The sequence below is a fragment of the Kribbella sp. NPDC058245 genome (assembly GCF_042882005.1).
In the GTDB taxonomy this organism is placed as follows: Bacteria; Actinomycetota; Actinomycetes; order Propionibacteriales; family Kribbellaceae; genus Kribbella.
In genome coordinates this window covers 443,539-463,695 of the sequence record NZ_JBHVWY010000005.1, presented here as the reverse complement: position 1 = coordinate 463,695, position 20,157 = coordinate 443,539, and the positions used below count along the sequence as shown (strand labels likewise).

Genomic DNA, 20,157 nt, shown 5'->3' with positions numbered 1-20,157 from the left:
GAGGGTGAGGAGCGGGTTATGTGGCGAGCGCGGGCTCGGTATTGGTTCGACAGCACGATGTCTCGAGGTACGCCGGCCTTGGTCGGGTGGCTGGGACTGGCGTCGACGTTGCTGGTGCTGATCGTTTCGGTGCTGGTGATCTGGCTCGTGCCGGATGACGTGCAGCAGCACGGGGGCTGGCCCGAGGTCTTCTGGATGACGTTGATGCGGGCGATCGACGCCGGGACGGTGAGCGGGGACTCCGGAAGTCCGGGGTTCATGTTCCTGATGCTGGCGATCACAGTCGGCGGGATCTTCGTGGTGAGTGCCTTCATCGGCGTGCTCACCGCGGGACTGGAAGGCAAGATCGCCGACCTGCGCAAGGGCCGGTCGAAGGTTGTCGAGCGCGGGCACACCGTCGTACTGGGGTGGTCCGAGCAGGTGTTCACGGTGGTGACCGAGCTGGTCCAGGCCAACCACAGCAAGCGGCGTTCGTGTATCGCGATCCTGGCCGACAAGGACAAGGTCGAGATGGAGGACGCGCTGCGGGCGCGGGTCGGCGACCTGGGCCGGACAGTGGTGGTGTGCCGGACCGGGAACCCGTTACGCCCGGCCGATCTCGACCTGGTGAACCTGGCCGAGGCGCGGTCGGTGATGGTGCTGCCGCCGCCGGTCGAGGACGCGGACATCCAGGTGATCAAGATCCTGCTCGCCCTCGGCGACCGGTCCCGCGCCAGCGGCGGTCCGCAGGTTGTGGCCGCGGTCAACGATTCCGACAACCTCGCCGCCGCGCAGTTGGCCGGTGGTCCGCGGACCCAGTTGGTGGGAGCGGACGACCTCGCGGTCCGGCTGATCGTCCAGGCGCATCGGCAGTCCGGGCTGTCGGCGGTCTGCACCGACCTGCTCGCCTTCGCCGGGACCGAGTTCTACCTGCGGGCCGACCCGTCGACTGCCGACCAACCGTTTGGTGAGATCGCGCGGAGCTTCGACCGCGGCGTCCTGGTCGGTCTGCGGACCGCGTCCGGTCGGGTCGACCTCAACCTGGCCGCCGACCGGATCATCGACGCGACCGACGAACTGATCGTGCTCGCGGACGACGACAGCTTGATCCACCGGGCGCCCACTCCGACCCCGATCGTCGCGGCGGCGATCGCTCCGGAGGTACGGCGTACGGCGGCTCCCGCGCGGACCCTGATGATCGGCTGGAACAAGCGCGCACCGCAGATCGTCGCGCTGCTCGACGAGTTCGCCGTACCGGGATCGCACCTGCAGGTCGCCGGACTTGACGAGGTCCGGCTGGGCGAATACAGCCAGCTCACGGCCGGTACGACGTACTGTGACCCGACGAACCGGGCTGAGCTCGAAGCGCTCGACGTGGGCAGCTATCAGCACGTGATCGTGGTTTCGGCCGATACGCGGGGTGAGCAGGAGGCCGACGCGCGGACGCTGCTGACGTTGCTGCACCTGCGGGATCTCGGGCAGCGGCTCGGCGATCCGTTCTCAATCGTCAGCGAGATCAACGACGACGCGAACCGGGAGATCGCGCAGGTCACGCGGGCCGACGACTTCGTGGTGAGCGAGAAGCTGATCAGTCTGCTGCTCACCCAGTTGACCGAGAATCGGCATGTCGCCGGGGTGTTCGCGGAGCTGCTCAGCCCGGATGGGGCTGAGATCTACCTCAACCCGGCGGCGGACTATCTGCTGCCCGATGAGGCGGCGAACTTCGCGACGGTGGCGGAGGCGGCCCGGCTGCGCGGTGAGACGGCGATCGGGTACCGGACGCATGCCGAGTTCCATCGGTCCCCCGCCTACGGCGTGGTGCTGAACCCGGCTCCGGCCGTGGCGCTGACGCTCGGCGTGGCGGATCGGGTGATTGTGCTGGCTGATCACAGTTCAGGTGATTTAACAGACAGTTCTCAGGTTGAAGCTGTAAGTTCCCTGCAGACATCACGGTGAGGGAGGGTTTGCATGTCCAAGAGGACCCACGAGCAGCAGCTCGCGGCGCGGAAGGCCAAACGGCAGGCCGAGCGGCAGGCTGAGCGCGCGCGGCAGCGGCGGAATCTGGCCATCACGGTCACCGCGGTGGTCGCGGTCGTCGCCGTCCTGGTCGGAGTCTTCGTGATCTTCGGTCCGAAGGACAGCGACACCCCGGTCGCCGGCGACACGCCGTCGACGGATGCGCCGGCCGGTCCGGACAACAAGCCGAAGAGCATCCCGACCGCCCTCGCCGCCACGCCGAAGCGGGCGACCGCGCTGCCCGCCGAGGTCAGCTGCAGCTACAAGAAGGGCGCGGAGCCGGCCAGCAAGAAGGTCAACCCGCCGGCCGACGGCAAGACCAAGGCGTCCGGTACGTCGAAGGTCAGCCTGAACACCTCGGTCGGTGACCTCCAGGTCACCCTGGACAGCGCGCTGGCCCCCTGCACGGTGAAGAACTTCCTGAGCCTCGTCGGCCAGAAGTACTTCGACAACACCTCGTGCCACCGGCTGACCGTCGGTGAGGGCCTGCAGGTCCTCCAGTGCGGCGACCCGAGCGGCAGCGGCAGCGGTGGCCCCGGCTACAGCTTCGCCGACGAGGTCTACCCGACCCTGAAGTACGGCCGCGGCATCCTCGCCATGGCCAACTCCGGCCCGAACACCAACGGCAGCCAGTTCTTCATCGTCTACGGCGACGCCTCCGGCCTCGGCCCGCAGTACACCGCCTTCGGCACCCTCGACGAGCCCAGCCTCAAACTCGTCGACAAGGTCGCCGAAGCCGGCGTCAAGCCCCAGAACGGCCCCACCGACGGCGCCCCCATCACCCCCGTCAAGATCAACTCCGCCACCGCAGCAGCCTGACCCGAACACCACCGCGCCGCCCGTCATCACGACGGGCGGCGCGTTGCGTTTGCCCCTCCAACCTTTGGTCAGGCTAGGAGGTGGTACTTCGAGCGGGGCCAGGCGAGGAGGGCGTGGACCTGGGTGATGCCGGACTGCTGGAGGAGTTCGACGGTGCCCTCGCGGAACTTGTAGAGGTTGGTGGCGGGGTCGCGGGTGGTGTTCCAGTTGTCGTCGGCGTAGGCCTGCATGGCTTTGCGGTAGCGGGAGTCCGGGGCTACCGAGTCCAGGATCAGCAGGTTCTTGAACCAGATGGAGTTGAAGGCGGCACCGTTCTTCGCCAGGATCTCGCGGGTGTTGTAGAAGGCGAGCGAGGCGTTCGCGACGGACTTGGCGTCACGCAGGTAGCGGTGATCACCGGTTGCCTTGTACAACAACACGCCGGCCCCGAGCATCACGCCCTGGTTGTAGCTCCACTGCGTCTTCTCGATGTTGCCGGCCAGGTCGATGTGGTCCCAGTAGAGACCGTTCGGCGCGAGCATGCAGTCCTGCGCCCACTGGTACATCCGCTTGGCCCAGGTGAGGTACGACCGGTCCCGCGTCAGCAGGTACAGGTGCGCACCGAGCTCGGCGCCCGGTCCGTTCGAGACCGTGTTCCGGTCCTGACTCCACGGCGCCTGCGTCCAGTAGACGCCACCGGCACACGGATGCGCGGGATCGGTGTCCCACCCGTGCACGACCAGCGCGAAGATGTCCTTGGCCCGGGCGAGCGACGTACGGTCGCCGGTGCGTTGGTAGTTCTGGATCAGGTTCAGCCCGATCCATTCGTTGTCGTCGTAGAACTTGTCGCCGCCACCTCCCAGCGGCGGGCGCACGTAGGAGTCGTACCCCTTCGGCGTCGTCGTGGCATTCCAGTACGACGCGTAGGCGTCGAGCCGTCGTTCCGCCTCAGCCGACGCCTTGTGGCCGGACCCTGGAATCCCGGCGATGTCCTCGGCCGCGATCGCGGCCTGCGAGTACGGCCAGACGTACGAGTACGGGTTGGTCTGCTGGTTCGGGTACTCCTCACGCAGCAGCCCCTGCCCTGCATCGAAGTACGTGTTGATCGCGTCGTACGACGCCTTGGCGCGAGCCGCCGGACTGGTCACGGCGCTAGCGCCTGACGTCGACAGCGACCCGACGACCGCGACCGCCACCAGGCCGGCCACGATCCGAGTTGATATACCCAATTTCCTGCGCATCGACCGGCTCCTCTGTGGGCGGTGGCGGATGACATCGATGTCATGTTCTAACCGTCGCAGGGAGATCTCGTCAATGGCTCAGCGACTGACCGCTTGGTCCGACGCAGTTGACATATCAAGTGGCGTGACCGGGAACGCGATCCACGCCGACTTCAGATGCAGCCGCCCGCGGAGCTGATCAGCGCTGAGCTCACGGCGTCCCTTCGACCCGACCGCCTCGACCCGCGCCGCGCGTCCACCGCTCGGTCCGAAACCGGTTCGAGTGACCACCCGGAGCGAGCGGATCGTCCCGACGTCGAACGCGGCCTGGATGTCGGCCGTCTTCCGCGTCACCGTCCACGTGACGTTCGGATTCCCGTTTCCGGGATACGCATCCCAGCTGTCCACCTTCATCACCTGGTACGGGACCTGACCGGCCGCGGTCGCCCCGCCGTTCGACGAAGAGAACTCGGCGATGATCGGCTTGCCCTTGTAGAGCCGCACCTGATCAGCGGTCGCGGTGATCGCCGCGTTCGTCGCGCTCTTCTCGTCCTCGTATCCGCCGTAGACCTGGCAGGCGATCGTGTCGCAGAGATCGTAGGCACGCTTGGCACTACGACTCCGATGGAAGACCGAATAGGTGCGTGCGGCAACCGCCTGCGCCTGCAATGCGGCAGGACGCCAACTGGACAAGGCTTCTCGCGGTACGACGCCACGAAGGTAGTACTCGAGTGAGACCACGTTCACCGTGTCGAGATGCTTGCCCGGGACATCGATCGCCCGCAGTCCGCCGCGATACCGCCGTACCGCACCGGACGGCAAGATGAGACTCGTCAGGACCGGACCCTCGAACTGCGACATCGAGGTGAACGTCTTCCAGAGCGTCCACTTGCGGGTCTTGGTGTTGTAAGAACTGACCTTCGTCCCGTGCTCGCCGTTCGGATCGATCGACCACTGGTTCCTGGTCGATGCCTTGGGCAACGTATAGAGCTTTTCCTTGGCCAGATCACGAACCCGTAGATTGTTGACCGCGGCAACCCGGATGCCGTCCGTCGTGTCTGCGCTGATCCGGACCCGGATCCGGCCGGTCGCCTTCCCGACGGTCGTGCCCGGGTAGTAGAAGTCGAGGATCTGTTTCGCCGACTTCCCGGCCAGCGCGGCGCCCTGAGCGCCGTACTGGGACATGCCGCGACCGTGGCCGAAGCCGCGGCCGCTGATCGAGGTGTTCGTGCCGGCGGTCGGCTCGAATTCCCGGGCCTCAGCGGTCGCGCTGATCACGGCGGATGCGATGACGACTGCGACAATCAGACGCTTCTTCATGTGACACTCCGGTATTGGACGAGAACCGTACGAGTGTGGGCGTGGTAGGTCAGCCAGCCGCGCTGGTACTTCTGCCGCAGGCCGCCCTTCACCTTGTAGATGTCGGTCATCGGCAGGCCGAGCCGGGAACGCTCCGCACCGATCGCCACGTACTTGCGGTAGATCAGACCGGTCACCGGGCGGACGCCGTACGGCTTGGTCCAGTAGAAGCCGCCGTCGCGGAACGACTGCACGCGCGTCCCGCCGACCCGGCCGTTGCGGACCTCGGTTGTCGGCAGGCCGAGACCGGTGTCGGGACCGATGCGGCGGTAGCGCTGCCGGAAAACGCCCGCGGTCGAGTGCGCGCCGGTGGAGACGGAGTAGTAGATGTCGCGGGTGGCGAACTGCGTCGCCCAGCCGGTCCGGGTCCGGTGCTCACCCCAGAATGGTTGCCCAAGGCTCCGGAATCCGATCGTCTTCGCGAACCGGTAGATCGGCGTCGAAACCGTGCCACCCATCAGTTTCAGTACTCGTTGCTTCAGCCAAGGAAGTTTGGCGTACAGCTGTTTGCCTGGACAGTCGGTCGCTTTGGTATCGCGGTGACCGGAGATGGTGTTCACCCGGTGCCGGGCGAGCACGATGCTCGAGGTCGGCGAACGGTAGTTGGCGTCGAGCTTCCACGCGATCACCCGAGCCGTTGCCTCCAGCATCGAAGCGGGTGGCGCGGCCTTGTCGAAGTTGCCGATCAGCGAGACGCCGAACGAGTTGCTGTTGAAGGATTCCGTGTGCGCGCCGAGGACGGGCAGCTGGGCGCCGCCGTACCGGCCCTCGAAGGCGCGACCGAAGCGGTCGACGAGGAAGTTGTAGCCGATGTCGCACCAGCCGCGGCCCTTTACGTGGTACGCGTACGTCGCGCGCAGCATCGCCGGGACCTGCGCGCGGGTGTAGTCGTTGCGATCGGCAGTGTGGTGGACGAACGCGGCCAGCACGGTCTTCGTGTACTTCGGCCGCGTGCAGCCCTTGTTGACAGCGCGCAGCCGCTCGTCGGCACCCCAGCGCTTGCGGCTCCAGACGTTCGGCATCGGGTACGGCGTTCTGCTCGCGGCCGGCCCGATGTCTTGGACGGCTGGCGATTCGCCGCTGTCGCCGGGGAGCACGCCGGGCTGGATCAGCGTGACCTTGGCACCCTTGATCGTCGTACCGGCGGCGTCGGTCGCGCTGGCCTGGATACCGCTCGCGTCGCCGACCCACAGCGGTTCGGTGCCGGGGTTTCCTTCCGGGGTGTCAGGACCGTGACCGTCCTCAACCTGCAGGGGCTGCCAGTCGGTCCATTTGTCGCCTTGCTTGATCCGGACCTTGGCGTGGACGTTCCGTACGCCGTTCGGCCAGGTGACGCCGACCATCGCGAACGGCGTGGTCTCGGCGGCCACCGACGGCCCGGTGATCGCGATCTCCTGGTACGTCGCCGCGGGCGGATCGTCGGCGTACTGATCAGTCGGCAGCAGGTGCGGAGCGACCAGCGAGAGGCCGGTCACCGAGAGTGTGAGGAGCCGGAGGGTCTTGCCCATCGAACAGCCTTCCAACGCAGGGCAATGCGGTCGCTGGGCGGCGGTAATCGATTATGCGCGCTGCGTGACGACATTCGCGGGATTGGGTCACCCTGCGTGGCGTGCCGGGTTTGCGATGTTCGGTAGGCTCACCGTAAAGCCCCCATTTTTGAAGAGGCCCGACATGACGTACATCCTGATCATCGCCGTCGTGGTGATCGCGGTGCTGGCATATCGCTCGTACCGTCGGACCCAGTTGCAGACCCGCAAGCAGCACGAGATCACCGCCGGTGAGCTCGAGTCGGTCAAGCGCACGGCCGACGAGGACATCACCCGGTTCGGCGAGGAACTGCAGGACCTCGATCTGGAGATGGTCGGCAAGGACCTCGGCGACGGCGCGCGGCAGGACTACCAGCGCGCGCTCGACTCCTACGAGTCGGCCAAGCAGGCCGTCGCGCAGGTCACCGAGGCCGAGCAGATCAAGCACGTCATCGAGATCCTCGAGGACGGCCGCTACGCCTCGGCCTGCGTCCGCGCCCGGGTGAACGGCGAGCCCCTGCCGCAGCGTCGCCCGTCCTGCTTCTTCAATCCCCAGCACGGCCCCTCGGTCGTCGACGTGATGTGGTCGCCGCCCGGCGGCGCACCCCGTGAGGTTCCCGCCTGCGCCGCCGACGCCGAGCGCGTCCGCGCCGGCGCCGAGCCCGACGTCCGCAAGGTCATGGTCGGCCCGCAGCGCGTCCCGTACTGGGAGGCCGGCCCGGCCTACTCGCCCTACGCGCAAGGCATGTTCGGCGCCCTCGGCGGCGTGATGACCGGCATGTTCCTCGGCACCATGCTCGGCGGCATGTTCGCCGGCGGCGGCTACGGCGACTTCGCCGGCGGCGACATGGGCGGCGACTACGGCGGCGGCGACATGGGCGGCGGCGAGATGGAAGGCCTCGGCGGCGGCGAAGGCGGCGACTCCGGTGGCTGGGACTTCGGCGACTTCGGCGGCGGCGGCGACTTCGGCGGCGGCGACTTCTAACCCCAGCGCACTTCCGGGCCCCGGCAACCACCACGGTTGCCGGGGTCCTCTGTTTCCCCCGGCGGTCGCCCTCCTCCCCCGGGACCATGTGAGGGGATCTCCCCCTGAGGTTGTCGGTTCTCTGCCCAAAATTTCAGGGGAGAAGGGGCAACCTCGACGGATATCCGTTCACATTGCCGGTGGGGAAAGTGGGCCCGGACGGTCGAGCGGGGTCAGCACAAGCAGAAGGGGTGACCGTCGGGGTCGAGCATGACGCGGACGTTGTCCTGCGGTTGATCCGGGGCGAGCGTAGCGCCTGCCTGGACTGCCCAGGCGACGGCAGTGTCGAGGTCGTCCACACCTATGTCGAGGTGGATCGTCGCGTGCTGCGTACCGGGCTGGCTCGGCCAGACTGGGCGTTCGTACTCGCGGTCGGACTCGATGTTGATCGTCGGACCGGTCTCGCCCTCGGGTGGGTGGAGCTGAGCCCAGCCACCGCGCGGTCCTTCGTGGGCGATCGGCCAGCCCAGCAGACGCTCGTAGAACCCGGCCAGCTCCCGCGCGCGTCCTCGTGCTGCCGAGATCGTGACCGCACCGACCTGCATCCGTGGTCGTTCCATGCCGCGACCTTACTGAGCGTCCGCACCCACCTCAATGGCTGTACGTAAGAACGGGTAGTGGTCGCCCGTGGCCTTCCGCCCCGGCGTGAGCCGGGGCGGGGAGACCGCTGAAAGGTGACTACTACCCGTTCGTCGGTACGGCGTTATCTGGTGATCTTGATGGGGACTGACAAGGCTGAGGGAGCTGTGGTCGGGCCTAGCAACAATTCGCCGTTGTAGGTCTGGCCTGCGGTCATGGCTTTGGTGTAGTTGACGTGCAGGGTTACGGGGGTGTTGGCGGCGACCGGGCCGGTCGGGAGGCCCGAGACGGTCAGGTCGTTGCCTTGGATGGCGTTGACGTTGAAGGTGAAGGACGGCGTACCGGCGACGGCGAAGCCGTGGACCCAGATCTGGTAGTTGCCGTCGGGCGGGCTGACCAGGTCGACCGCCTCGTTCGCCGTACCGCCGGCGGAGGAGGCGACGATCTCGGACGGCGAGAAGACGCCGTCGTTGTTGGCGTCACGGAGGACGTAGAGGTCGAGGTCGTTACCGGCCATCGCGGTGCTGACGCTCAAGCGGGAGGCGTGGTTCAGGGTGATGTTCCGCTTGAAGCTCGATGAGGCCGGGTCGTCCGCGTTGTCCTGGTGAGCGGTTTCGGTCGTCGTACTGGGCTGGCTGAGACCGAAGGCCGAGGCCTTCAGGCCGTCCAGCGCGACGCTCGACTCGAACTTCACGTCGAACGCGCCGCTGTCCGAAGTCGCAGTCTGTACGACGGATGCCGGGGCGACCGATGCGCTACCGACGTCGACCTTGAACGGGGCGTTGAACTTGTCGCCCTGCCAGCCGACCTGGTGCAGCGCGAACGCTTGCAGGCCTTCCTGGGCCGGTGCGGTGACCACGTCGGCCGGTCCGCCGGTGGCCGTGTTGAAGCGCCAGACACCAGTACGCACGTTGGTGTTCGGGCTCTTCCCGACCGTGTTCAGCGTGTACGGCGCGCCGAACACCGAGTCGGGCTCCACCTGGAAGTGGTTCTGCGATCTGCCCATGATCAACGTGTCGAGGTCGGTCGCCGGGCCGGCGTCTTTCCACGACGTGTTGACCAGGAACTTGGTGCCCTCGGCCGGTGTCTTGGGCACGTCCAGATAGAAGAATCGCCAGTCACCGGATTCGGCTCGCCAGGTCCAGTCGTTCGCACCGAACACGGACCCGTTGTTGTAGGTGTAGTTCTGTTGCGCCCGAGCCACGTCCTCACCACCGAAGGTGGTTGCCCCAGTCAACTTTCCGCTGGCGTCCTGCGCCGCCTTCGCCGCGACAGCGACGGAGACCGGCACGACCATCGAGTCCGAACCACGGTTCAGTACGACGGCGCCCGAGTACATCCCGTACGGCGTCTTCGCGGGTACCTTGATCGACGCCGTGAACGAACCGGTCGTGTACCGCGGCGTGCTGATCCACTTCCAGTCGCTGTTCTTGTACCAGTCGATCGAGATCGTGAAGTGGGTCACCGGGATCGACGCGTTCTTCGCGGAGTGCTGCAGGCCCAGGAACAGGCCGTCCGCCATCCGCGACGCCGGGTCGCGCACCAGGGACTGCAGTGCGTTCGAGCCGGCCCGGTGGTACATGAAGCGGCCGTACTCGCCCTGCTCCATCTCGGACTTCGCGAAGTCGAGGTCCAGGAAGCCGTCGATGTTCGAGCTGGTCGTCTTGTCGGTGTGGTTGACAACGCCGTTGTGGTCCTTGTCGGTCCACAGCTTGCCGTCGTGGTTGACATCGGTCCAGTTGTACGTGAGCAACCGCCACGCCTGGTCCTCGGTCAGGTTCTTGTCACCGTCGAACTCGTCGCGCGGATACTCGACCTTGATCAGCATCAGGTCCGCGTCCTTGTGTTTCTTCACGCGCGACGTGAGATCGAGCAGGTAGTCCGGAGCGTTGAAGTTCCCCGTACTCTCCTGCTTCAGATCCTTGCTGGTAAAGGAGAACGTGTCGTTCGCCGTGCGGACGAGCTGCCGGTCACTGACCTGCCAGACGCCCGGACCCTTGACGGTGAACTTCTGCGAGTCCGTCCCACCCGGTGCGATCACGTTCGCGAACGCCGGATACTCCGTCCCGCGGTAGTCACCAACTCGCCAATCGGACGGCGACACCACGGCCCGGCGGCCGAATGCACTCGCCACTGCCTTACCGGCGTCGATCGACCCCGAGCCCTGCACGTTGGCGTCGTACCCGAGGTCCTTGGCTGACGTCTTCAGGATGTCCTTGGCGGTCTTGTAGAAGCCGGCGGGCAGGTTGGTGCCGTGCGCCTTCTCGTAGGCCTGGTAGATCAGCGCGGTCGCGCCCGCCGCCACCGGAGTCGAGCGGCTCGTGCCACCCCACGTGGTCCAGGCGTCCCGTCCGTCGAGGATCGTGTTCAGCGTTGCGTCACCCGGTGCATAGGCGCCGTCGGCAACTACATCGACGCCGTTGGCGCCGTTCGACTGGAAGCCGCGGTTCGACCACTCGACGACGTCGTTGTCCATGATCTGCTTGGTGCGCACGATCGAGTCCCAGCCGGTCGCCCCGAACTGCGTGGACGCACCGACCGCGATACCGGCCGTCGGCGACGAGCCCGTCGTACCGAATCCTGGCGCACCGTTACCGGTCGAGAACAGCGGCGTCGTCTTCTGGCCGTTGTGGATGACGTCGGCTTCCTGGCTGGCCGCGTCCCAGCCGTCGTTGTCGACGGTGGACTGCCCGTAGGAGTTCGACGTGACGTCGACGCCCTTGCGGGTGGACAGCAGATACCCGAACTGGGTGGAGAAGTCGAAGCCCATGTAGATGTCACCGAACGGCGCGAGCTTGGCGTGCGGCGCACCACCGAGGACGGCACCGGCGTACTTGCCACCGGGGATGTCCTTGAAGGTCGGCGCCTTCCCGTTGATGACGGCCTGACCGACGATGTTCGAGGCGGTCAGCGTGCCGTGCCCCTCGATCTGCGGGTCGAAGTCACCCGTCCAAGCGAGAAGATCACCAGCCCCGTACGACGTGTCGTGGACGCCGAACGCGTCCTGACCACCGGGGACCTCGGTCTTGCCGTCGGAGATGAAGTACAGCAGGCCACCCGACAGGTCGGTGTAGCCATCACCGTTCATATCCCGGTACGACGCCGGCGAAGCCTTGGTGACCGGCTTCTCGTCGGCGAACGAGTGGTCGTCGTCGAGGTCGACGTACACGGTGTCGTAGACACCGGCGGTGTGCGGGTCGGTCACGAGGTAGGCCGGGCGCTCGCCGTACAGCTGAAGCAGGTAGTCGTCCGGGTGACTGCCGACCTTGACCGTGCCGGACTTGCTCCAGGACGCCGGGAAGTCGTAGGCGTGCTCGTTGGTGCCGGTCGGGGCGCTGAAGTTGCGCGAAGGGCCGGTCTTGGTCGCGAAGTTCACCGAGCACGTCGTACCGGTCTTGGCGCACGTGGACGCGGTGGTCTTGGTGTACCAGGACAGGCCGTCGTCGACCTGCGTCGGCGCGGACAGCCACTGCAGCGTGCCGTACGGGTCGAAGGCCTTCGGCCAGCCGTTCCACCCGGCCTTGGTCCCGGTCTGGCCGGTCCAGGTCTGCCAGGTGTTCAGCAGGTCCGGATGCCCGAAGTCGGTGCCACCGTCGAGCACGCCGACGGTGATGCCCTTACCGGTGATGCCGGCATTCCAGGCTCCGGTGAAGTCGTGGGTCTTGGCGTCCAGCAGGTTCTGCCTGCGCAGCTTCTCGAAGTTCGAGCCGCGCGGCGCGGGCGCCTGGTCGTACGGCACCTCGCTGGTCGTCAGCTTGGCCCGAGCGGCCTGCTTCTCGGCCTGCGTCGGAGCCTTGTGCAGGTCCGGGTCGGGGTCGTTCAGCGGCTGCCCGGTCTTGCCGAGCTCCACCGGCCGCACCGACACCACACCCTTCGCGGCGGCCAGCTTGGGCAGGGCCTGGAGCGGGATCGACCCGAGCACCATCCCGTTGTCACCGGACCCGGCCACGCGCACGTTGTCCAGCACGGCTTCGGCCGCCGCAGGATCGCCTTGCACGGTCGCGAACACCGGCACCGACGCGGTCTCACCCTTCTTGACCTTGGCCTCGAGCTTCGGATCCAGCTTCGCCAGTAACGCGTCGGCCGCCGTCTTCACCTGCAACGGACCAACCGGCGTATCAGCCTGGGTGGCAGCCCGTACCGGCGCCGACACCGACGCCAGCACCAGAGCCGCCACCGCCGTCGCGGCAGCACCACGCGACACACGTCGTCTCATGCATTCCCCTCCGGACACGCGAGCGATCCCCCGATCATTCACCGGGAATGTAAGCCCGCCCGGACCCCGCGCAAAAGCGATTGGGCGCAGCCAATTCGCGCAGTTTTCGAGCAGTGGTAACTATTCGTGTCCAATACAAATAACGCCGCGGCGCACCGGCGCCGATTTCTCCCGGAACGCCGCCGAAGTCCCCGATCACGCAGAGTCAGCACAGTGAACGAAGGTTTACCCGTGCTTCTTCCAGGAGGACACCCCGGTCTTCTCGTCAGTGACCAGGCCGCTGTTGAGCTCGAAGTGCATGAGGTCGCCGTTGTCCCCGCCGAGATCCGTCCCGCCCCACTTCATCGCCGGATCGGAGGCGCGGATCGCCTCCACGATCTCCTTGCGGATCGTGAAGGTCCGATCGGCCGGATCACCGTGTTTCTCGTTGGGACCGAAGGGCGCGTCCATCATGTTCGGTTTCTGCTTGTCGACCGGCGTCTTCGACTTGGGGTTGGGTTTCCAGTCCGGGTTGGCTTCCTCCGGCGCGGTCAACTGGGCGTGGTCCTCGGCGATCAGCTGCCGCAGCCGGCCTTCTCGTTCCGCGACCGGCGGCGGTGGGGTACCGAAGACACCACCGATGGCGACCGGGGCGCTGTCCCGGAGCCGCGCCTGCAGCGCTGCGGGGTCCTTGGCCAGCGCGAAGTAGTCGTGCATCGCCAGCGCCTCTTCCTTCTGGCCGTCGTACGACGGTGGGCCGCCTGGAACGATCGAGGCCCGGCCGAGCATCAGCCAGGAGATTCGGTGGTAGATCGGGGCCAGCTTCCGGTCCAGGGCCTTCTCGCCTCTCTCGTTCATCAGGTACGGCATCGTCGCGGAGTTCACGTCGATGGCCAGGCCGTAGGTGTGCAGACCGTGCGCACCGGCCTGCAGACCACCGATATGGGTGATTCCCCAGTCGGAGGCCTCCATCGGCCGGCCCTCGGTCGCGGCGATCTTCTCCCGGGCGCTCGCGTCCGCGCGGATCAACGCGTCGGCCATCCGCTGGTGAACCGCCAACACCGTCACCCCGAAGACGCGGACGCTCTGCATCGAGGCCAGCAGGTCGGCGTACGACATCCCCGTCAGATTCCTGCTGCTCTGGTCGATGGTGCTCGTCGCCCCGGTCGCCGCGACGGCCGTGTCCTTCGCCGCGGCCGGCCCAGCCGCCGCTGCGGGGATGATCGGGGCCGGAATGCCGAGGAAGCCGCGGAGAGCGTTCTTCTGATCGATCGGCACCCCGGTGAAGGCGCGTTCGACCTTCGCGATCTGGCCAGGCTCCAGGTCGCCGCCGATGCGCTTCAGCTGGCCCGCGGTCAGCATGGCGCGGAGTCGGTCGACGCCGGCCCCGCCTGCGGCGTCGAGCGTCTTCTTGCGCAGCATGAAGGTCAGGCGGTCGTCAGGCTGCTCAGCCGCCCAGGCCGCACCCGTCGCCGCCTCCTGCCCGTTCAGCCAGCTGAACGCCGTCATCGCCGAGGTGACCGGAGTACCGCTGACCCCGGCCAGCACCGTGCCCAACCACGGTGCATCGACGCCGACCGCCGTACCGAGTCCGTTCGCCAACTCCTGCCAGTGCGCCTTGTCGAGCATGGCCAGTGCCCTCTCCTGATCGGCCACGGCCAACCCGTTCAAGAGCTCGTACGCCGATTGCAGGTCGCCGCCACGAATCATGTCGTGCAGGCGCTCGGCGCGCGCCGCGGCGGCCCCCGGCACACTGGCCATCTTCAGCGCGAGCGAGAGTCGCGGTACGTCGACCGCCGGTGCGCCGCCGCCGTCCAGGAGCTGCCCAAGCTCCTTGCGCTTCTTCGCGCTCGTCCCCTGAAGGATCTTCACGATGTCGTCGGTCGAGAACCCGTTCAGGGTCGTCAGCGCGGTCGGGTAGTCGGGCGGTGTCGCGGCCAGGGCCTCGATCGCGGCCTGTGCGTGCTCGCGCAACCACGGCCCGACCTTGCCGCCGGCCGCATTCCCGGCCTTGGCCAGCGCCGCCTGCGGGTGGTCCGACGCGTCGTCGGCCGGACGCGGCGCAGCCGTCCGCGCCCGCTCCTCCTCCGCGACAGCGCGCTCCCCAGCCACAGCTCAATGCTAGGAACTGTCACCCCGATCGACCGTGCCCCGAAGGGCACGGTCGCGGGCACGATCAGCTCCGCAGGTGCAGGCGACGAGCCGCCTCGGCGATCGAGCCGGTGACGGAGGGGTAGACGGTGAAGGAGGCGGCGACCTGGTCGACCGTGAGGCGGGCGGCAACGGCCAGGGCGATGGGGTGGATGAGCTCGGAGGCGCGCGGTGCGACCACCACGCCGCCGACGATGATGCCGGTGTTCGGCAGGCAGAAGAGCTTCACGAAACCGTCGCGAACGCCCTGCATCTTGGCGCGGGCATTGTCGGACAGCGGCACCTTGACGACCATCGCCGTACTGCCGCCGGCGTCGACGGTCGCCTGGGTGAGGCCGACCGTGGCGATCTCCGGGGCGGTGAAGACGTTGGCCGAGACGGTGGACTGGTCCAGCGGGGCGACGGCGTCGCCGAGGGCGTGAGCCATCGCGATCCGGCCCTGCATGGCGGCCACCGAGGCCAGCATCAGTACGCCGGTGCAGTCGCCGGCCGCGTAGACGCCGCGGGCCGTGGTCCGGGAGACCCTGTCGACCTGGACGAAGCCGCCGTCGGTCAGCGACACGCCCGACTCGATCAAGCCCATTTCGTCGGTATTCGGCAGCGAACCGACCGCCAGCAGGGCGTGCGAACCCTCGACCGTCCGGCCGTCGGTCAGGGTGACGACGACACCGTCACCGACCCGCTTGACCGACTCGGCCCGGGACTTGCTCAGCACGGTCAGACCACGCCGCTTGAAGACGTCCTCCAGTACGGCGGCCGCATCCGCGTCCTCACCGGGGAGGACGCGATCACGGGACGAGACCAGGACCACGTCGCTCCCCAGAGCGTCGTACGCGCTGGCGAACTCCGCACCGGTGACACCGGACCCGACGACGATCAGCCGCTCGGGCAGTTCGTTGAGCTCGTAGACCTGCTCCCAGGTCAGGATCCGCTCGCCGTCCGGCTCGGAGCCCTTGAGCACGCGAGGCCTTGCACCAGTGGCGATCAGGACCACGTCGGCGGCCAGCCGCTCGTCGCCGACGACCACCGTCTCCGGCCCGTCGAGCCGGCCGCGGCCCTTCACGATCCGGATCTTGTCGGAGTCGAGCCGGCGCTCGATGCCCTCCGACTGAGCCGTCGCCAGCGCCTTGACACGCCGGTTGACCACGCCGAGGTCGACCCGCACGAGGTTCGCCGGGTCGTCGTCGCCGTCATCGACCCGGACGCCGAGCTCGCCGGCCTCCTCCACCTCGGTCATCACCTCGGCGGTGGCGATCAGCGTCTTGCTCGGAACACAGTCGGTCAGGACCGCGGAACCGCCGATTCCGTCGGAATCGACGACCGTCACCTCCGCTCCCAATTGGGCGGCCGCACTCGCCGCTTCGTACCCACCTGGACCGCCACCGATGATCACAACTCGCGCCACGAGACGCCATTGTTCCGTATCCTGATTTCTCGTGACCCTGTACGCCGCGTTTGCGTCGAATTTGGACCCGAACCTGATGGCCGAGCGGTGCCCGTACTCGCCGCTGCGCGGGACCGGCTGGATCGCCGGCTGGCGCCTCACCTTCGGTGGCGAGGAGCTCGGCTGGGAGGGCTCGATGGCGACCGTCGTCGAGGACCCGTCCGACCCCGCCAACCAGGTCTTCGTGGCGCTCTACGACGTCCACCCCAAGGACATCGAGCGCCTGGACGAGTGGGAGTGGATCGACCAGGGCGTCTACCGCAAGATCCAGGTCCGGGTGCAGACCCTGGACGGCGAGCAGCTGGCCTGGATGTACGTCCTGAACGCCTACGAGGGCGGTCTCCCCTCGGCCCGCTACCTCGGCATCCTCGCCGAGGCCGCCGAAGCCGCCGGCGCCCCCGACGACTACGTCGCCGAACTCCGCGACCGCCCCTGCCAATCCTCCGGCCACTGATTTCGCAACGTCCGAAAACACGCCGACCACGCACTGCAGCTGTTCGGACGCTAGCGGTGGGGATTGATGAGCGTCCGAAGAATCGCCGACGACGCCAGCGCGTCCTTCGGACGTTAATCTGCGGGGGTGACTGATGAGCTGCGGGCGGCCGCTGAGGCTTGGTTGAGTGAGGACCCGGACCCGGATACGCGGGCTGAGCTGGAGGGGTTGCTGGCGGCGGGTGACACCGTCGAGCTGGCGGACCGGTTCGCCGGGACGCTGGAGTTCGGTACGGCGGGTCTGCGGGGAGCCGTGGGTGCCGGGCCGAACCGGATGAACCGGGTCGTGGTGATCCGCGCGGCGGCCGGGCTGGCGGCGTACCTGAAGGCGAACGGGCTGACCGACGGCCCGGTCCTGATCGGGTACGACGCCCGGCACAAGTCCGACGTGTTCGCGCAGGACACGGCCGCCGTGATCCGCGGGGCCGGGCTGGACGCCGTACTGCTGGATCGGCACACGCCGACCCCGGTGATCGCGTTCGGGATCCGCCACCTCAAGGCGGTCGCGGGTGTCGTGGTGACGGCCTCGCACAACCCGCCGCAGGACAACGGCTACAAGGTGTACCTCGGGGACGGCTCACAGATCGTGCCGCCCGCGGACGCGGAGATCGCGGCCGCCATCGCCGCGGTCGGCCCGCTGGAGTCCGTGCCGCGCGGCGACGACTGGCAGACCACCGGCGACGACCTCCTGAACGCCTACCTGGACCGCATCGCCGAGCTGGTCCCGGAGGACGCCCCGAGGGACCTCAACGTCGCTTACACGCCGCTGCACGGCGTCGGCCGGATCCTGGCCGAGGACGCGGTCGCCCGCGCCGGCTTCGCCGTACCGGCCGTGGTCGCCTCGCAGGCCGATCCGGACCCGGACTTCCCCACGGTGAACTTCCCGAACCCGGAGGAGCCCGGCGCGATCGACGCGGCCCTGGAGCTCGCGCGCGAGATCAACGCCGACATCGCCGTCGCGAACGACCCCGACGCGGACCGCTGTGCGGTCGCCGTACCGGGTCCTGATGGTTGGCGGATGCTGCGCGGGGACGAGCTCGGCGCGCTGCTCGGCGAGTTCCTGCTCGCCAGCAGCCCGACCGGGGTCGCTGCCTGCTCAATCGTTTCGTCGTCGTTGCTCGGCAAGATCGCGACGGCCTACGGCGTCCGGTACGTCGAGACGCTGACCGGCTTCAAGTGGATCGGCCGGGTACCGGAGTTGGTCTTCGGCTACGAGGAGGCGCTCGGGTACTGCGTCGATCCGACGGCCGTGAAGGACAAGGACGGCGTCTCGACGCTGGTCCGGGTGCTGGAGATGGCCGCTCGGGCGAAGGCCGAGGGGCGAACGCTGCTCGACCTGCTCGACGATCTCGCCAACAAGTACGGCCTGCACGCCACCGACCAGCTGTCGATGCGGGTCGAGGACCTGAGCCTCATCCAGACCGCGATGGCGAACCTGCGGGCCACTCCCCCGACCACGCTGGGCACGCACAGCGTCGTACAGACGGATGATCTGGCTGCTGGTTCGGAGGCGCTGCCGCCGACGGACGGCCTTCGGTACACGTTGTCCGAAGGCGCCCGCGTGGTCGTGCGTCCGTCCGGCACCGAGCCGAAGCTCAAGTGCTACCTCGAGGTCGTCATCCCGGTGCAGAACGGGGATGTCGCCGCGGCGCGAGTCGCCGCGGCCAAGGACCTCGAGGGAATCAAACAAGCACTGTCCACAGCCCTGGGGCTGTAGCAGCAGGAACTCTCAGTGCGCCGCAGCGGCTTCGGCCTGCTCGGTGCGCAGGGAGGCCTGCAGCGACGAGTGCAGGATGCGCAGGGTGCTGGTCGACTGCATCAGCGCGTCCCGCTCGTCGGGGTTCCGACTCGCCAGGCTGGTGATGTCGTTGATGGCCGCGTCGATCCGGCTGATCCGGTCGGCGACCGAACCCTCCTGGCTGCTGGCCCGGCGGATCGCGTCGGACGTGACCGTCCAGACGTCCTCCTTGTCGTTGGTACGCCGGGACATGTCGACCATCTGGCTCAACGCGGCCAGATCACTGGCGACCTGGGTCCGCTCCGCCGGCGTGCTGATCCCGGCGGTCGCCTGGCGGAGCCGGGTGACATGCCCGGACAGCTCCGACCAGCTGCTTCTACCGCTCTGGATCTTGTCCAGCACCTTCGCGTACTCGGTGTTGAACTCGTCGTAGTTCACTGTCCTTGACTCCTGCCGTTCGACCGTTCGACTACAGAACTGTAGGGCGTGCGGATTCGAAACAAGTAACCACACGATCGCAGATCGTGTGGTTGTCGCCAAAACGCAACAGCCGCCTGGTACGGCAACGCGTACCAGGCGGCTGAGTTACGTAGGAAATCAGGAGACCCGCGCCGGCGCCGACTCGTAGGTGTTGCAGCGAGCCGCGGTCGTGGTCGAGCTGGTCGCGTAGAAACCGTGCTCCGACCACCAGCCGTGGTTGGCCATCGAGCCGTGGTCGCGCGGGTAGCCCTTCTGGTCACCCGAGTGCTGCACCAGCCAGCGCCACTCGGTGTAGAGCGCGCCGGTCATCGGGTAGAAGCGCCGGTTCGCGCCGATGTAGGCCGACCCCAGGCAGGACGCCTGCAGCTCCCGGCGACGGTTCTCCTCCAGCTTGGCGGCGTTGGTCTTCATCGCCCGCTGGCGCCACCAGGACGCGTCCATGATGCCGGTCTGCTCCTGGATGTGATGGCCGTACTCGTGCGCCATCGTGTTCGTCGCGTAGACCCGCGCGTACGTCGAGTTCTGCTTCCACAGGCTGACGACGACGTTCGCCGGGAAGTAGATGTTGTTCTCGCAGTAGAACGCCCGCGTCAGCGTGACGACACCACACAGGGTGTTGGCGGTCTTGGCCGTGGTGATGTGCAGCTTGGGCGCCGCCGTGGACTTCGCGCCGGCCGCCTTCAGGATCGGCTTCCAGGCGGCGTACAGGCACTTGTAGACCTGGTTGCTGTACTGCGTCACACCGGCCACCGTGCGCATGGAGACGTTGACCTCCTTGCACCGCGAGGCCGGGATCGGGCCGGTCTTGTAGAGCTTGTTGTAGCGAACGATCTGCAACGCCGACGAACCGGTGTAGCCGGCCTTCGCCGTGGGCGCCTGGACGTCGGCCGCCGACCCGGCGGACTCGCCGACGACAGGGGCCGGCCGGACGTCGGCCGGTGCGGCCTGCACGTTGACCGGGGCAACAATCGCCAGGCCGGTCAGCGCAGCGACGCCGGCCAGACCACGGCGGGTGGTACGGGAGAGGTTGACCATGTGCTCCACTCTCGAAGTTCAGGGGACTGTCTGTGCCCATCCTGGGCTGACCGGGGGTTCATCCACCGGCCGGGACACGAACTCCGACGTCTTTCGTTGGGTCCCAGTTCCCCCGGGTTCG

14 protein-coding genes are annotated in these 20,157 nt (G+C 67.7%); 5 read left to right on the top strand and 9 right to left on the bottom strand.

The features are described 5' to 3' along the window. Positions 1 to 18: 18 nt before the first annotated feature. Both ACFVWG_RS14410 and ACFVWG_RS14405 read left to right on the top strand, forming a co-directional pair. A complete protein-coding gene (locus ACFVWG_RS14410; protein ID WP_391543699.1) occupies positions 19 to 1,935 on the top strand; it encodes a hypothetical protein in 1,917 nt (638 codons plus the stop codon). 12 nt (positions 1,936 to 1,947) lie between these two features. After that, positions 1,948 to 2,814, top strand: coding sequence for a peptidylprolyl isomerase (locus ACFVWG_RS14405; RefSeq protein ID WP_391543698.1), 867 nt, complete (start codon positions 1,948 to 1,950; stop codon positions 2,812 to 2,814). Positions 2,815 to 2,882: 68 nt separating this feature from the next. Here the strand turns inward: ACFVWG_RS14405 and ACFVWG_RS14400 are convergent, their stop codons facing one another. The 3 genes from ACFVWG_RS14400 to ACFVWG_RS14390 form a co-directional block, all read right to left on the bottom strand. Then, the gene (locus ACFVWG_RS14400; RefSeq protein WP_391543697.1) at positions 2,883 to 4,034 is read right to left on the bottom strand and encodes a glycoside hydrolase family 76 protein; all 1,152 of its coding nucleotides are present in this window, start codon (positions 4,032 to 4,034) and stop codon (positions 2,883 to 2,885) included. 78 nt (positions 4,035 to 4,112) lie between these two features. Further along, positions 4,113 to 5,333, bottom strand: a complete 1,221-nt coding sequence (locus ACFVWG_RS14395; protein ID WP_391543696.1) for a SpoIID/LytB domain-containing protein — start codon at positions 5,331 to 5,333, stop codon at positions 4,113 to 4,115. Further along, positions 5,330 to 6,880 carry an N-acetylmuramoyl-L-alanine amidase gene (locus tag ACFVWG_RS14390; RefSeq protein WP_391543695.1) on the bottom strand — a complete coding sequence of 517 codons (1,551 nt, stop codon included), beginning with the start codon at positions 6,878 to 6,880 and terminating at the stop codon, positions 5,330 to 5,332. Before ACFVWG_RS14390 ends, ACFVWG_RS14395 begins: the two co-directional genes overlap by 4 nt. Before the next feature lie 163 nt (positions 6,881 to 7,043). Between ACFVWG_RS14390 and ACFVWG_RS14385 the strand changes: the two genes are divergently transcribed. Then, a complete protein-coding gene (locus ACFVWG_RS14385) occupies positions 7,044 to 7,883 on the top strand; it encodes a hypothetical protein (RefSeq protein WP_391543694.1) in 840 nt (279 codons plus the stop codon). Between the two features lie 212 nt (positions 7,884 to 8,095). Here the strand turns inward: ACFVWG_RS14385 and ACFVWG_RS14380 are convergent, their stop codons facing one another. The 4 genes from ACFVWG_RS14380 to ACFVWG_RS14365 all read right to left on the bottom strand — a co-directional run bounded on the left by ACFVWG_RS14380 (position 8,096) and on the right by ACFVWG_RS14365 (position 16,252). Further along, positions 8,096 to 8,482 (bottom strand): VOC family protein, encoded by a 387-nt coding sequence (locus ACFVWG_RS14380; protein ID WP_391543693.1) that lies wholly within the window; start codon positions 8,480 to 8,482, stop codon positions 8,096 to 8,098. A 143-nt stretch (positions 8,483 to 8,625) separates the two neighbouring features. Continuing rightward, on the bottom strand, positions 8,626 to 12,717 hold the full coding sequence (locus tag ACFVWG_RS14375; protein ID WP_391543692.1) for a S8 family serine peptidase: 4,092 nt from the start codon (positions 12,715 to 12,717) through the stop codon (positions 8,626 to 8,628). A 225-nt stretch (positions 12,718 to 12,942) separates the two neighbouring features. Then, on the bottom strand, positions 12,943 to 14,808 hold the full coding sequence (locus tag ACFVWG_RS14370; RefSeq protein WP_391543691.1) for a hypothetical protein: 1,866 nt from the start codon (positions 14,806 to 14,808) through the stop codon (positions 12,943 to 12,945). Between the two features lie 64 nt (positions 14,809 to 14,872). Then, complete coding sequence (locus ACFVWG_RS14365; RefSeq protein WP_391543690.1) at positions 14,873 to 16,252, bottom strand: NAD(P)H-quinone dehydrogenase; 1,380 nt, start codon at positions 16,250 to 16,252, stop codon at positions 14,873 to 14,875. A 31-nt stretch (positions 16,253 to 16,283) separates the two neighbouring features. Here ACFVWG_RS14365 and ACFVWG_RS14360 point away from each other — a divergent pair, with 31 nt between their 5' ends. Then, positions 16,284 to 16,745, top strand: coding sequence for a gamma-glutamylcyclotransferase (locus ACFVWG_RS14360; protein ID WP_391543689.1), 462 nt, complete (start codon positions 16,284 to 16,286; stop codon positions 16,743 to 16,745). A 126-nt stretch (positions 16,746 to 16,871) separates the two neighbouring features. Then, entirely contained in the window at positions 16,872 to 18,500 is a 1,629-nt protein-coding gene (locus ACFVWG_RS14355) for a phospho-sugar mutase (RefSeq protein ID WP_391543688.1), read from the top strand. 12 nt (positions 18,501 to 18,512) lie between these two features. On the opposite strand, the gene ACFVWG_RS14350 is transcribed toward ACFVWG_RS14355, so the two are convergent. Together ACFVWG_RS14350 and ACFVWG_RS14345 are read right to left on the bottom strand one after the other, a co-directional pair. Further along, entirely contained in the window at positions 18,513 to 18,959 is a 447-nt protein-coding gene (locus ACFVWG_RS14350) for a hypothetical protein (protein WP_391543687.1), read from the bottom strand. Between the two features lie 159 nt (positions 18,960 to 19,118). Continuing rightward, entirely contained in the window at positions 19,119 to 20,036 is a 918-nt protein-coding gene (locus tag ACFVWG_RS14345; protein ID WP_391543686.1) for a neutral zinc metallopeptidase, read from the bottom strand. Between the last annotated feature and the right edge of the window lie 121 nt (positions 20,037 to 20,157).

What these genes read in the sequence shown, in the direction of transcription:
- ACFVWG_RS14395 (WP_391543696.1), bottom strand. Translation starts at nt 5,333, where the DNA reads ATGAAGAAGCGTCTGATTGTCGCAGTCGTCATCGCATCCGCCGTGATC.
- ACFVWG_RS14390 (WP_391543695.1), bottom strand. Translation starts at nt 6,880, where the DNA reads ATGGGCAAGACCCTCCGGCTCCTCACACTCTCGGTGACCGGCCTCTCG.
- ACFVWG_RS14380 (WP_391543693.1), bottom strand. Translation starts at nt 8,482, where the DNA reads ATGGAACGACCACGGATGCAGGTCGGTGCGGTCACGATCTCGGCAGCA.
- ACFVWG_RS14405 (WP_391543698.1), top strand. Translation starts at nt 1,948, where the DNA reads ATGTCCAAGAGGACCCACGAGCAGCAGCTCGCGGCGCGGAAGGCCAAA.
- ACFVWG_RS14345 (WP_391543686.1), bottom strand. Translation starts at nt 20,036, where the DNA reads ATGGTCAACCTCTCCCGTACCACCCGCCGTGGTCTGGCCGGCGTCGCT.
- ACFVWG_RS14410 (WP_391543699.1), top strand. Translation starts at nt 19, where the DNA reads ATGTGGCGAGCGCGGGCTCGGTATTGGTTCGACAGCACGATGTCTCGA.
- ACFVWG_RS14385 (WP_391543694.1), top strand. Translation starts at nt 7,044, where the DNA reads ATGACGTACATCCTGATCATCGCCGTCGTGGTGATCGCGGTGCTGGCA.
- ACFVWG_RS14400 (WP_391543697.1), bottom strand. Translation starts at nt 4,034, where the DNA reads ATGCGCAGGAAATTGGGTATATCAACTCGGATCGTGGCCGGCCTGGTG.
- ACFVWG_RS14375 (WP_391543692.1), bottom strand. Translation starts at nt 12,717, where the DNA reads ATGAGACGACGTGTGTCGCGTGGTGCTGCCGCGACGGCGGTGGCGGCT.